General features: G+C 61.9%; 11 protein-coding genes. 8 read left to right on the top strand and 3 right to left on the bottom strand.

Annotated elements, in window-relative coordinates; translation table 11 throughout:
• Position 1 precedes the first annotated feature (1 nt).
• Positions 2-919: a DUF72 domain-containing protein gene (locus AC1Z24_RS17115; RefSeq protein WP_483741877.1), complete on the bottom strand. Its 918-nt coding sequence runs from the start codon at positions 917-919 to the stop codon at positions 2-4.
• 229 nt (positions 920-1,148) lie between these two features.
• Here AC1Z24_RS17115 and AC1Z24_RS17110 point away from each other — a divergent pair, with 229 nt between their 5' ends.
• Entirely contained in the window at positions 1,149-1,547 is a 399-nt protein-coding gene (locus AC1Z24_RS17110; protein WP_483741876.1) for a low affinity iron permease family protein, read from the top strand.
• An 80-nt stretch (positions 1,548-1,627) separates the two neighbouring features.
• Here the strand turns inward: AC1Z24_RS17110 and AC1Z24_RS17105 are convergent, their stop codons facing one another.
• A complete protein-coding gene (locus AC1Z24_RS17105) occupies positions 1,628-3,514 on the bottom strand; it encodes a sigma-54-dependent Fis family transcriptional regulator (RefSeq protein WP_483741875.1) in 1,887 nt (628 codons plus the stop codon).
• Positions 3,515-3,789: 275 nt separating this feature from the next.
• Here AC1Z24_RS17105 and AC1Z24_RS17100 point away from each other — a divergent pair, with 275 nt between their 5' ends.
• The 5 genes from AC1Z24_RS17100 (at position 3,790) to AC1Z24_RS17080 (ending at position 9,301) form a co-directional block, all read left to right on the top strand.
• Positions 3,790-4,842 carry an ATP-NAD kinase family protein gene (locus tag AC1Z24_RS17100; protein WP_483741874.1) on the top strand — a complete coding sequence of 351 codons (1,053 nt, stop codon included), beginning with the start codon at positions 3,790-3,792 and terminating at the stop codon, positions 4,840-4,842.
• Between the two features lie 33 nt (positions 4,843-4,875).
• Positions 4,876-5,853 (top strand): thiamine pyrophosphate-dependent dehydrogenase E1 component subunit alpha, encoded by a 978-nt coding sequence (locus AC1Z24_RS17095; RefSeq protein WP_259102807.1) that lies wholly within the window; start codon positions 4,876-4,878, stop codon positions 5,851-5,853.
• Positions 5,854-6,029: 176 nt separating this feature from the next.
• Positions 6,030-7,049, top strand: coding sequence for an alpha-ketoacid dehydrogenase subunit beta (locus AC1Z24_RS17090; protein WP_483741873.1), 1,020 nt, complete (start codon positions 6,030-6,032; stop codon positions 7,047-7,049).
• The gene (locus AC1Z24_RS17085; protein WP_483741872.1) at positions 7,046-8,152 is read left to right on the top strand and encodes an acetoin dehydrogenase dihydrolipoyllysine-residue acetyltransferase subunit; all 1,107 of its coding nucleotides are present in this window, start codon (positions 7,046-7,048) and stop codon (positions 8,150-8,152) included. The genes AC1Z24_RS17090 and AC1Z24_RS17085 overlap by 4 nt, the downstream gene beginning before the upstream one ends.
• 84 nt (positions 8,153-8,236) lie before the next feature.
• The gene (locus AC1Z24_RS17080) at positions 8,237-9,301 is read left to right on the top strand and encodes a 2,3-butanediol dehydrogenase (protein ID WP_483746647.1); all 1,065 of its coding nucleotides are present in this window, start codon (positions 8,237-8,239) and stop codon (positions 9,299-9,301) included.
• Between the two features lie 192 nt (positions 9,302-9,493).
• Here the strand turns inward: AC1Z24_RS17080 and AC1Z24_RS17075 are convergent, their stop codons facing one another.
• Entirely contained in the window at positions 9,494-10,045 is a 552-nt protein-coding gene (locus AC1Z24_RS17075) for a TetR/AcrR family transcriptional regulator (protein ID WP_483741871.1), read from the bottom strand.
• A 147-nt stretch (positions 10,046-10,192) separates the two neighbouring features.
• Here AC1Z24_RS17075 and AC1Z24_RS17070 point away from each other — a divergent pair, with 147 nt between their 5' ends.
• Together AC1Z24_RS17070 and AC1Z24_RS17065 are read left to right on the top strand one after the other, a co-directional pair.
• Positions 10,193-11,110: a LysR family transcriptional regulator gene (locus AC1Z24_RS17070; protein ID WP_483741870.1), complete on the top strand. Its 918-nt coding sequence runs from the start codon at positions 10,193-10,195 to the stop codon at positions 11,108-11,110.
• Positions 11,111-11,262: 152 nt separating this feature from the next.
• On the top strand, positions 11,263-12,468 hold the full coding sequence (locus AC1Z24_RS17065; RefSeq protein WP_483741869.1) for an efflux RND transporter periplasmic adaptor subunit: 1,206 nt from the start codon (positions 11,263-11,265) through the stop codon (positions 12,466-12,468).

The raw sequence follows: 12,468 nt of genomic DNA, 5'->3' as shown, positions 1-12,468 counted from the left end.
TTTACAGCTCCATTGCTGGCGCTACCCCTGGCTCGGTTTGCAGGCCCTTGTCCAGGCCAAGGCTCTCGAGCAGACGACGGGCATCGTAAGGTGCACGCACTTTCAGATCGTTATCGAAGTAGCAGTAGATATCCCGGGATTTGCGCGGTGTGGGCGCGCGTTTGATCACGCGATGGGCATCGGCGGGCTGGCCGCCGTGGCTCCATTTTTCGATACGCTTGGCCCAGCGCTGCAGCGCCGCCGGGGTGTAGCCGCTGCTGTACAGCTCGGCATCGCCGTGCAGGCGCAGGTAGAGAAAATCACTGGTCAGCTCCTCGATATAGGGCCATTTACCGGCCGTGTCGGCGACCACCAGCGCCACCTTGTGCTTGCGCAAGAGGTTGATAAAGGCGTCACAGAGAAAGCTGTCGTGGCGGATTTCCACCGCATGACGCAGCCTCGACCGGCCATTGGGCCGGGGAATGCGGTTGTGCTTGAGGCGTTCGGCACACTGCCGTGCACAGCGTGCGGCGGCGGTCCAGGAGGCAGGCAGCAATTGCAGAAAATGAGCAAAGCGCTCTTCGTCAAACTTCATGCTCGGCGGAAACTGCCAGAGAATCGGCCCCAGTTTGTCGCCCAGGTCGAGCAGCCCGGAAGCGAAGAAGTTGGCCATCGGCTCTTCGATCTCCTTGAGCCGCCGCACATGGGTGATATAGCGCGGGGCCTTCACCGAAAACACGAAGCCCTCCGGCGTATCATCGCGCCAGTTGGCGTAACGCTCCGGGGTTTGCAGGCTGTAGAACGAGCCGTTGATCTCGATGCTGTTGACCGCCCGAGAGGCGAATGCCAGTTCCCGGGCCTGGGGCAAGCCTTTCGGGTAGAAATCCTTGCGCCAGGGCGTGTAACGCCAGCCGGAGATACCGATACGGATCTGGCTCATGGCAGCTTGCCGCGTGATGGATGAGCCTTGTAAATGTCTGCATGCTCCATTGCCTGGCTCCTCGGAATTGCGAACGCGCGAAGACGGTCGCCGTCGTGACGACCTATCAATTGCGACTCGTCCTGACAGGCAAGGTTTCGGCAGAATGGACGAACGGCCGGGTAACAGAAACGGCCGGAACCTGCGAATTAGCCGACTGTCCTCTGGAAAACACGATGAGGAATGCGTCATGAAGTTCTCACAGTTCGCCCAGAAACTCGCCAACTGGACCGGCCACCCGCTGAGCTTTTCCCTGGCGCTGATCGTGATTGTGGGGTGGGCGGTCAGCGGGCCGCTATTTCACTTCAACGACACCTGGCAACTGGTGATCAACACCTCGACCACCATCATCACCTTCCTGATGGTGTTCCTGATCCAGAACACCCAGAACCGGGACAACGACGCGCTGCACATCAAGATCGACGAACTGCTGCGCACGACAAAGCGCGCGCACCTGGCCTTGCTTGATCTGGAAGACATGGACCCGGCGCAATTGCATGCCCTGCGCAAGCAATATCAGGCGCTGGGCGAAGAGGGGGACAAGGGCGGCGATGATCTGGCCGGGGCGCAACTGAAGGGAAAACAGTAGTTATCACCCAGCCTGCTACGGTTGCTTGTTTGCTGCGACGCTGCGCGGTGCCGGGGATATGACGGATCTCATTGCAATCCTTACGATCCCTGACTTCTTCCCGGCATGTCGATCTGGTGCAAATGCACCCGGCGATACAGGGTCGCCCGGGAGATGCCCAGGGCCTTGGCCGCCGCAGTGGGTTTCCAGCGGTGGCGGACCAGGGCGTCGATCAGGGCCTGGCGTTCCGGGCTGGCGCTGTGGTCGGTTCGTTCAGACGCTTGCTCGATGCTGCCATGCAGGGCCTCGGGCAAGTCGGCGAGCTGGATGAAGTTGTCTTCGCACACCGCGCAGGCGTAGCGCAGGACCTGGCGCAGTTGCCGGACATTACCCGGCCAGCGATAGCCAAGCAGGCATTCCAGGGCCGCGCTGCCCAGTTGCACGCTGGTGCCGCAGTGCCTGGCTTCCTCGTCGAGAATCCGGTTGAGCAGGCTCAGGCGGTCGCTGCGTTCGCGTAGCGGCGGCAGGCGAAAGCGCGCGCCATTCAGGCGAAAGAACAGGTCTTCGCGAAATTCCCCGGTAGCCACCAGGCTTTCCAGATCACGGTGACTGGCGCAGATCACCTGGATATCCACGGTCTTGCGTCTGGAGGCCCCCAGTGGTGCCACCTCGCCCTCGGACAGTACCCGCAGCAAGCGGGTTTGCAGGGCCAGGGGCATGTCGCCGATTTCATCGAGAAACAGGGTGCCGCCATGGGCCTGTTCCAGCAGGCCCTGCATGCCTTTGTTTGAGGCACCGGTAAAGGCCCCGGCGACATAGCCGAACAATTCGCTTTCGATCAGGCTTTCCGGAATCGCCGCGCAATTCACCGCCACAAAGGGCTGAGTACCACGACGACTGGCCTGATGCAGCTGACGGGCAAAGACTTCCTTGCCGCAGCCGGTTTCGCCCTGTATCAGCACGGGCAGGTTGCGATCCTTGACCCGCACGGCCAGGCGCAGGCTTTCTTCCACACGTGGGTCGATTTCGCTGGGCGCCAAGGCTGGCCGGGGTGCGGCGGCCTTGACTCGTCGCGGCGCGCTGAGGCGGCCGTGCAGGGGCGGGCTGCCGTCCAGGCCTTGCAGCAGGCACAGCGACTGGTCGGCGGCGCGATGGAGTATTTGCTGATCGAACACCTGGCCGATGTGTTGCGGCAGTTGGCCGAAGCGTTGCAGCAACCATTGCCGGGCCGCCGGGTTGAGCGCTTGCAGGCAGCCATCATCGTCCCAGGCCAGCAGGTAGTCGGGGCGGCTGTCGACGTAGCTCTGGCTGCTGTGGGCGCGCAGGACCCAATGGCCCTGGGCGCTGCTCATGAAGAACGCCTGCTCGATCTCCCGGGCGCTCTGGACCACGATCTGCCGGATCAGGTGCTGCGAGCGGCGCTCGTCCGGAGAACGCACGGCCGAGACATCGAGCACACCGAGCAATTCGCCCTGAGGGTCGAATACCGGCGCGGCCGAGCAGGTCAGACCGATAAAGGCGGCGCGAAAGTGGTCACGCTTATGCACGGTGATCGGGGTCTTGGCGGTGAGCACGGCGGCGACACCGCAAGTGCCTTCTTCGCCCTCGGACCAGCAAGTGCCCAGGTACAGCCCGGCCTTGCGACAGTCGTTGCGGATGCTGGTTTCCACCCGATAGTCGATGGTCCGGCCCTGGGCGTCGGTGAGCAGCACGCAGTAGTCAGCATCACGGACCCGGCCATGCAGGCGGGCCACTTCTTCACTGGCGATGCGCAGGAACAGCTCGGAACGCTCGCGGCACTCCTGCAGCACGTTCTGCGAAAGGATCCGCGGGCCTTGCAGCGAGCCGGGATCGAGGTGGTGTTGCTCCATGGAACGCCGCCAGGAATCGAGAATCACGTCTGAGACGGGCAACTGCGGCAGGTGTTCAGCATTTTTCAGGACACGGCTGACGCAGTCGATATGCGCCTTTGAATGTGCGGAAAGCATTTTTGCAGGCCTCCGTTCCGATCTTCTTATTAGTTGTAAGGCTATTAAGCGCCGTTCACTGAAGGCAAACAAGCGGTGGCTGTCGGTGAGACGGGATGTCTCAGGGTCTCGCCCGGAGTCGTTGTCGGATGATATCAACTGTCTCAACCAGCACTTTTTTCAGGCCCTCGCTGGCGCTCAGGAAGCGCTCTGGACCGGCACTTTGCGCGATATTCACCGGCGTTGGCACCGGCTTTGCTCTGCACCTGGCAATCGAAGAATAAAAAGGTTGCCCCATGCACACCCATCGCCAGCCTCTGACTGTCGGCATCATTGCCAACCCTGCCTCCGGTCGGGACGTGCGCCGCCTGACTGCCAATGCCGGGCTGTTTTCCAGTACCGACAAGGTCTCGGTGATTCAGCGTCTGTTGGCAGCCTTTGGTGCCACCGGTATCGAGCGGGTGCTGATGCCCACCGACATGACCGGTATCGCGGCAGCGGTGCTGAAAAACGGCCAGGCTCGCCAGGGCCGCCACTGGCCGCAGCTGGAATTTCTTGATCAGCCTCTGAGCCAGACCGTCGAAGACACCCGCCGCACGGCACGCTGGATGGCCGAGCGCGGGGTGAGTCTGATTGCCGTGCTGGGCGGCGATGGCACGCACAAGGCGGTGGCCGCCGAAGTCGGCGATATCCCGTTGCTGACCCTGTCCACCGGCACCAATAACGCCTTCCCGCAATTGCGCGAAGCCACCAGTGTCGGCCTGGCCGGTGGCCTGTTCGCCAGCCAGAGAGTGCCGGCTGAGCTGGCCCTGCGCCGCAACAAGCGGTTGGTAGTACGGGAGGCCAGCCGTGGTCTTTGCGAGATGGCATTGGTGGATGTGGCGGTCTCACCGCTGGCCTTTATCGGCGCCCGGGCCATCAGCAGCGGGGCGGACCTGGCCGAGGTCTTCGTGACCTTTGCCGAACCCCAGTCCATCGGCATTTCGGCCCTGTGCGGGTTGTGGTTCCCGGTGCCGCGCCAGGCACCGGGCGGGGCGTGGATGCGCCTTGACCCTGAAGCCCCGCAGGCCTTGCTGGTGCCCCTGGCGCCGGGCCTGTTGCAAGGCTGCGGCGTACTGGGCGCCGGCAGCCTGGAGCCGGGCGTCGCCCATCGGTTGTGCCTGGAACGGGGCACCCTGGCCCTGGATGGCGAACGCGAAATCGAATTCAACCCCCATGACCGTCCCACGGTCACCCTCGATGGCGACGGCCCCCTGACCATCGACGTCGAAACGGTCCTGGCCTATGCCGCGCAGCAGCATTTGCTGGCCATCGACCGCGAACATCCGCTGCACCCTCTCAACGTCTGATCTTTGCAATCAAGACAACATCGGAGAATAAAAATGTCGACATCGCTGACCACTGATCAACTGCTGCACGCCTATCAGGTGATGCGCACTATCCGCGTCTTCGAAGAGCGCCTGCATGTGGAGTTCGCCACCGGCGAGATCCCCGGTTTCGTCCACCTCTATGCCGGGGAAGAAGCCTCGGCGGCCGGGGTCATGGCGCACTTGAGCGCCAGTGACTGCATCGCTTCCAACCACCGCGGCCACGGCCACTGCATCGCCAAGGGCGTGGACGTGTACGGAATGATGGCCGAGATCTACGGCAAGAAAACCGGGGTCTGCCAGGGCAAGGGCGGCTCCATGCATATCGCCGATATCGAGAAAGGCATGCTCGGCGCCAACGGCATCGTCGGCGCCGGCGCGCCCCTGGTGGTTGGTGCAGCCCTGGCGGCCAAGCTCAAGGGCACCGACAACGTGGCGGTGGCGTTCTTTGGTGACGGCGGCTCCAACGAGGGCGCGGTGTTCGAGTCGATGAACATGGCCTCGGTGTGGAATCTGCCGTGCATCTTCGTCGCCGAGAACAACGGCTATGCCGAGGCCACGGCGTCCAACTGGTCGGTGGCCTGCGACCATATCGCCGACCGCGCCGCCGGGTTCGGCATGCCCGGTGTCACGGTGGATGGTTTCGATTTCTTCGCCGTGTATGAAGCGGCGGCCGCCGCCATCGCCCGGGCCCGTGCCGGGGAAGGGCCGTCGCTGATTGAGGTCAAGCTGACTCGCTATTACGGCCACTTCGAAGGCGACGCCCAGACCTATCGGGCCCCGGACGAAGTGAAGAACTTCCGCGAACGCAGCGACTGCCTGATGCAGTTCCGTGAGCGCAGCACCCGCTCGGGGCTGGTCCAGGCCAGCCAACTGGACCTGATCGACAGCGAAGTCGAGCAACTGATCGAAAACGCCGTGCGCAAGGCCAAGGAAGACCCCAAACCGACGGCGGCGGATCTGCTGACGGATGTGTATGTGTCGTATCCCTGAACAGGCATAGCCCCTGAATCAAGTGCAACGGGCAGGAGCGAATTGTGCGAATTCATTCGCGAAAGCGGTCGAAAGGACGCCACATTTCTGGTGAATGTAACGGCCTCATTCGCGAATGAATTCGCTCCCACCCCTGGATCCCGCGGATTACTACAACAAAAATCGAGACCTTAATCATGGCGAGAAAAATCAGTTATCAGCAGGCAATCAACGAAGCCCTGGCCCAGGAAATGCGCCGCGATCCGAGCGTTTTCATCATGGGTGAAGACGTCGCCGGCGGCGAAGGCTCCCCCGGTGACAACGATGCCTGGGGCGGTGTGTTGGGGGTGACCAAGGGCCTGTATCACCAGTTCCCCGGGCGGGTGCTGGATACGCCCTTGTCTGAACTGGGCTATGTCGGCGCCGCCGTGGGTGCGGCCACCTGTGGCGTGCGCCCGGTGTGCGAGTTGATGTTCGTCGATTTCGCCGGTTGCTGTCTGGACCAGATCCTCAATCAGGCCGCCAAGTTTCGCTATATGTTCGGCGGCAAGGCTTCTACGCCTCTGGTGATCCGCACCATGGTCGGCGCCGGTCTGCGCGCGGCGGCACAGCACTCGCAGATGCTTACGTCACTATGGACCCACATTCCGGGGCTGAAAGTGGTCTGCCCGTCATCGCCCTATGATGCCAAGGGCCTGCTGATCCAGGCGATTCGCGACAACGATCCGGTGATCTTCTGCGAACACAAACTGCTCTACAGCATACAGGGCGAGGTGCCGGAAGAGCTGTATACCGTGCCCTTTGGCGAGGCCAATTTTTTGCGCGATGGCAAGGACGTGACCCTGGTGTCCTACGGGCGCACGGTCAACACCGCCATGGACGCCGCCCGCAGCCTGGCCGGGCGTGGTATTGACTGTGAAGTCATCGACCTGCGCACTACCAGCCCGCTGGACGAAGACAGCATCCTGGAAAGCGTCGAGAAAACCGGGCGCCTGGTGGTGATCGATGAAGCCAACCCACGTTGTTCCATGGCCACCGATATCTCGGCCCTGGTCGCGCAGAAAGCCTTCGGCGCATTGAAGGCACCCATTGAAATGGTCACCGCACCGCATACCCCGGTGCCGTTTTCCGATGCCCTGGAGGACCTGTATATCCCGGATGCAGCGAAGATCGAGCAGGCCGTACTCAAGGTCATCGAGTGGGGAGGCCGCGCATGAGCCAGATCCATACGCTGACCATGCCCAAGTGGGGCCTGTCCATGACCGAAGGCCGGGTCGATGTCTGGCTCAAGGAAGAGGGGCAAATGGTCACCAAGGGCGACGACCTGCTGGATGTGGAAACCGACAAGATCTCCAGCAGCGTCGAAGCGCCGTTTTCCGGGGTATTGCGCCGACAGATCGCTCGCCCGGACGAGACCCTGGAGGTCGGTGCCTTGCTTGGCATCGTGGTCGAGGGCGAGGCCAGCGAGGCGGAAATCGATGCGGTGGTCGAGCAGTTCCAGGCCGGTTTCGTGCCCGGCGAAGGCGCTGAAGAAGACAGCGGGCCCAAGCCGCAGAAGGTCGAACTGGATGGCCGGCTGATCCGTTATTTCGAGCGTGGCGAAGGCGGAGTGCCGTTGCTGTTGATTCATGGCTTTGGCGGTGACCTGAATAACTGGATGTTCAACCATGAAGCCCTGGCGACCGGGCGGCGGGTAATTGCCGTGGATCTGCCCGGCCATGGCGAGTCGGCCAAGCAACTGCAACGCGGCGATTTGGCGGAGTTGAGCGAAGTGGTACTGGCGCTGCTCGGTCATCTGGATATAGCCGAGGCTCACCTGGTCGGCCACTCCATGGGCGGTGCGGTGTCCCTCAACACTGCACGCCTGGCACCGCAGCGGGTGCGTTCCCTGACGCTGATCGGCAGCGCCGGGTTGGGCCGCGAGATCAATGGCGAGTACCTGCAAGGTTTTGTGGATGCCGCCAACCGCAATGCGCTCAAGCCACAACTGATCAAGCTGTTTTCCAATCCCGAGCTGGTCAACCGGCAGATGCTCGAAGACATGCTCAAGTACAAACGTCTGGAAGGTGTGGATGCGGCATTGCAGCAACTGGTCTCGACGGTATTTGCCGAAGGCCGACAGCAACACGATTTGCGCGACGTGGTGGCCGGGAAACCGACGCTACTGATCTGGGGCGCCGGCGACGCCATTATCCCCGCCCACCACAGCAGCGGGCTCGCCGCCCAGGTCGAGATACTGCCGGGCCAGGGGCATATGGTGCAGATGGAAGCGGCGGAGCAGGTCAATGGCCTGATAGCCGGGTTTGTCAGCAAAAATTGAGGTACAGCTCGCTCCAACGAAAAGAAATTCCACTAACAAAAAAGAGAATCCAATATGAACACTCCAGTGACCCCAACCAAAAGCATGCGCGCCGCCGTGTGGCACGCCCGTAACGATATCCGCGTCGAAGACGTGCCGCTGCCAGGCGCCCCGCCTGCCGGTTGGGTGCAGATCCGCGTGCAGTGGTGCGGTATCTGCGGTTCCGACCTGCATGAATACGTGGCCGGGCCGGTATTCATTCCGGTGGACGCGCCGCACCCCCTCACCGGGATCAAGGGCCAGTGCATTCTCGGCCATGAGTTCTGCGGCGAAATCGTCGAGCTGGGCGAGGGCGTCGAAGGCTATACCATTGGCGAGCCGGTGGCGGCTGATGCGTGCCAGCATTGCGGCACCTGCTACTACTGCACCCATGGCCTGTACAACATCTGCGAAAATCTGGCGTTTACCGGACTGATGAACAACGGCGCCTTTGCCGAGCTGGTCAATGTCCCGGCCAACCTGCTGTACAAGCTGCCTGCGGGCTTTCCTGCCGAAGCCGGTGCCTTGATCGAACCCCTCGCCGTGGGCATGCACGCGGTGAAAAAGGCCGGCAACCTGCTCGGTCAGAATGTCGTGGTGGTGGGCGCAGGTACTATCGGCCTGTGCACCATCATGTGCGCCAAGGCGGCCGGCGCGGCGCAAGTGATTGCCCTGGAAATGTCCGGCGCGCGCAAGGCCAAGGCCAAGGAAGTGGGCGCCACTCACGTGCTTGACCCGAACGAGTGCGACGCCTTGGCCGAAGTCAAACGCCTGACCGGTGGCCTCGGCGCCGACGTCAGTTTCGAATGCATCGGCAACAAACGCACCGCCAAATTCGCCATCGACCTGATCCGCAAGGCCGGCAAATGCGTGCTGGTGGGGATTTTCGAAGAGCCCAGCGAGTTCAACTTCTTCGAACTGGTGGCCACCGAGAAGCAGGTGCTGGGATCCCTGGCTTATAACGGCGAGTTTGCCGACGTTATTGCCTTTATCGCCGACGGCCGCCTGGATATCACGCCGTTGGTAACCGGACGGATTCAGCTGGAGCAGATTGTCGGGAAGGGCTTCGAGGAACTGGTCAATAACAAGGAGCACAACGTGAAAATCATCGTGTCGCCTGCGCGGCTCTGACCGCGCGTACATGGCGGCACTGCGCTTTGGTTACGCGCTGGTGATTTTCAAGGCTGATAAACCCTGTGGGAGCCGGCTTGCTGGCGATCGAGCGTGTAGCGCTCGCAATGACGTCGGGGACAGACCTGACGCCATCGCGAGCAAGCCTGCGCCTGCGGGAATCTCATTCCAGTTCAGGCAACTGAGCGGGTGTCAGTCACTCCACTGCCTGACCACTGCCGCCATGAGCTTGTCCGCCAACTCGGGATCACTGCTGGCCTTGGCGATGATCATGGCGCCGGAAATCGAGGCAAGGATTTGCAAGGCGCGCTCTTCGGAGGTGCCGTCGGCCAGGTCGCCCTGTTTCTCCATCAGCGTTGCCAGCAGGCGGCGCACGCCTTTGGTGTAGGCCTCGCTGGCGCTGCCGCCGATGCGGGCAACGTCGGCGGCGAGGGTGGGGATGGGGCAGCTGTCTTGCTGGTTGTCGCGATGCTCCCGGGTGACATAGTCCTGGACCACCTCGCTGATGCTGTGCTGGTTTTGCCAGCGATCGCGGTATTCATCGAAAGTACGCTCGATGGCTTCGCTGACCAGCTGTTCCTTGCCCTCGGGGAACTGGCGGTAGAAACCGCCATGGGTCAGGCCCACGGACTTGCTCAATTCACCGATGCCGATGCCCTCGATACCGTGCTCGCGATAGAGCCGGGAAGCGGCGGTCAGGATCTTTTCTTTGTTGAGTAAACGCTGTTCTTTGGTGACTTTCATCATGACCTCATGGTGCATCGGCGGCCGAATTATCGGAGCAATGCCAGGCTGCGTATACCGTGAAAATGATTGACAACGATTGTGCAGGACCTAAAGATTATAGTTGTAATCTTTGAAGTCGAGAAAGCGCAATGGTTCATTTTTCCCATGCTTGATGATCTCCATTCCACGGATCTGAATCTGTTGGTGGTGTTTGCCGCGCTAATGCGTGAGCGCAATGTCACCCGCTGCGCCAACAAGTTGCTGGTGGGGCAACCGGCGATCAGCGCCTCACTGCGCCGTTTGCGCACGCTGTTTCAGGATCCGCTGTTCATCCGTTCGGGCCATGGCGTACGGCCCACGGACAAAGCCATCGAAATTGCCCAATTGATCGGTCCGGCCCTGGAGCTGATCGAAGCCGCCGTGAGCAGCAACGAGCCTTTTGCTGCGGTGGAGTGCCAGGCCCGGTTCGGTATTGTCCTCAGTGGCGGGGTAGGGGCGACGCTGGTGACGGGGCTGCTCAAGCCGATCCTGGCGAGTGCCCCGGGTATCAGCATTGCCGTCGAACGCCGCGACCCTGAGTCGATCAACGAACGCCTGGCGGCCGAGTCGGTGTCGCTTGAGCTGGGTTACTTTGCCCTGAAGGCCAAGGGCCGGATGGCCCAGGCAGTGGCGCGTTGCAGCAGTGTGCTGGTGCGGGCAAGCGACAGCGCACAGGTCCTGTCAGCCAATGATCTGAGCCAGCGTGCCCATGTGGTAGTGCCTTATGGCGCCGGGCTTGAGCAGCAGTTGGATGAAAAACTCGCCAGAGAGGGCCTGTCACGCAAGGTGGCGCTACAACTGACCAGTGCCGATGGCCTCGAGCATATCCTCGCCGGGACCGACAGGGTAGCGATCATCCCTGATCTCGAAGCCCGTCATCTGCAAGGACTGGGCGTCGTCATCGACGCCTTGCCGGACGGCCTTGCCGAACGTTTTGACCTGCATATGGCCTGGTCGGAAGGCAAGAACCTGGCCGCTTCTGAGGTCTGGTTCCGTCATCAGTTCATCGAACAGATCAGCGTTTCTACCCCACGTCCGACCTGAATTCTCGTCTTTCGCATCAATTTCGTTGATGAGAGATCAAGCGTTTAGATTATGGTCGACATATTTACACATCCTAATGATGATGGTTAGCATCAATGACAATCGGGGCCTTGGTTGCAGCCGTAACTTTTGCCGAATCTTGGATATGGGGAATGTCAGTGAAACCAGTACTGCGTAAGCGAAGGATGGTCGGGGCGGTGGCAGGTGCGGGGTTGCTCTCGGCGGCCATCGGTGTGGGCCTGTTCATGGTGGCGGGCGAGCGCGAGCAGGCGGTGGCCGCCGATGCTCCGCAACTGCCGGAAGTGGTGGTCAGCCGGCCACTGGTCAAGGACCTGGACAGCCGTCTGGGCTTTCTCGGCCAGTTCTCTGCGGTGGACAAGGTCGAACTGCGCGCACAGGTCGGTGGCACCCTGATCGGCATCAATTTCAAGGACGGCCAGATCGTCAAGAAGGGCGCGCTGCTGTTTTCTATCGACCGGGTGCCCTACGAGATTCGCCTGGCCCAGGCCAAGGCCTTGCTGCAACGTTCGGCGGCGCGTCTGGATTACGCCAAGAGCGAATTCCGCCGCGCCGATGAGCTGGCGCGTAACCAGGCCGGTTCCGTGCAGAACATGGAACAGCGCAAATCCGACTGGCAGGAGGCCGAGGCCGCTGTCGCCGATGCCAATGCGCAGATCCGCGATGCCCAGTTCGACCTGGATCACTGCCAGATCGTCGCACCGTTCTCCGGGCGCATCGGCAATCACCAGGTGTCGGTAGGCAATCTGGTCGCCGGCAGCCGCGCCGCAGGCAGCCCGACCACGCTGCTGGCCACCATCGTTTCCCAGGACCCGGTCTATCTCGACTTCGACATGAGTGAAGCCGATTACCAGCAATACAAAGGCTTCAAGAGCAAGCGTCAGGGCGATGCCGCCGAGAACGTGCAGATCGCTGCCGGTGGCGGCCATGAGTATGCAACAGCGGGCACCCTGGACTTTATCGACAACAGCCTGAACCGCTCCAGCGGCACCATCCATGCCCGCGCCACGGTGAGCAACCCGGACAACAGCCTGACGCCCGGCGAGTTTGCCCGTGTCCGGGTCATTGCCGCTGCACCTGCGCCAACCATGCTGGTGCCCGACGCTGCCGTGCTGCCTGATCAGTCGCACTTCATCGTGCTGACCGTGGGTGAAGACGGCATCGTCGCGCCAAGGCCAGTGAAAGTAGGGGATATGCGTGACGGCCTGCGGGTGATCAAGTCGGGGCTCAAGGCTAGCGATCAAGTGATGATCGGCGGCCTGGTCTACGCGCCGCCCGGTGCGAAAGTGAAGGTCAAGATCGCCGATATCAAACCCGAAAATGATCTGGCGAAGGACTGA

This window comes from Pseudomonas sp. JL23 (assembly GCF_056933585.1).
Note: the sequence above shows the minus strand (reverse complement) of the source record. Positions and strands in the feature narration are given on the sequence as shown.

What these genes read in the sequence shown, in the direction of transcription:
- AC1Z24_RS17115 (WP_483741877.1), bottom strand. Translation starts at nt 919, where the DNA reads ATGAGCCAGATCCGTATCGGTATCTCCGGCTGGCGTTACACGCCCTGG.
- AC1Z24_RS17110 (WP_483741876.1), top strand. Translation starts at nt 1,149, where the DNA reads ATGAAGTTCTCACAGTTCGCCCAGAAACTCGCCAACTGGACCGGCCAC.
- AC1Z24_RS17105 (WP_483741875.1), bottom strand. Translation starts at nt 3,514, where the DNA reads ATGCTTTCCGCACATTCAAAGGCGCATATCGACTGCGTCAGCCGTGTC.
- AC1Z24_RS17100 (WP_483741874.1), top strand. Translation starts at nt 3,790, where the DNA reads ATGCACACCCATCGCCAGCCTCTGACTGTCGGCATCATTGCCAACCCT.
- AC1Z24_RS17095 (WP_259102807.1), top strand. Translation starts at nt 4,876, where the DNA reads ATGTCGACATCGCTGACCACTGATCAACTGCTGCACGCCTATCAGGTG.
- AC1Z24_RS17090 (WP_483741873.1), top strand. Translation starts at nt 6,030, where the DNA reads ATGGCGAGAAAAATCAGTTATCAGCAGGCAATCAACGAAGCCCTGGCC.
- AC1Z24_RS17085 (WP_483741872.1), top strand. Translation starts at nt 7,046, where the DNA reads ATGAGCCAGATCCATACGCTGACCATGCCCAAGTGGGGCCTGTCCATG.
- AC1Z24_RS17080 (WP_483746647.1), top strand. Translation starts at nt 8,237, where the DNA reads ATGCGCGCCGCCGTGTGGCACGCCCGTAACGATATCCGCGTCGAAGAC.
- AC1Z24_RS17075 (WP_483741871.1), bottom strand. Translation starts at nt 10,045, where the DNA reads ATGAAAGTCACCAAAGAACAGCGTTTACTCAACAAAGAAAAGATCCTG.
- AC1Z24_RS17070 (WP_483741870.1), top strand. Translation starts at nt 10,193, where the DNA reads ATGCTTGATGATCTCCATTCCACGGATCTGAATCTGTTGGTGGTGTTT.
- AC1Z24_RS17065 (WP_483741869.1), top strand. Translation starts at nt 11,263, where the DNA reads ATGTCAGTGAAACCAGTACTGCGTAAGCGAAGGATGGTCGGGGCGGTG.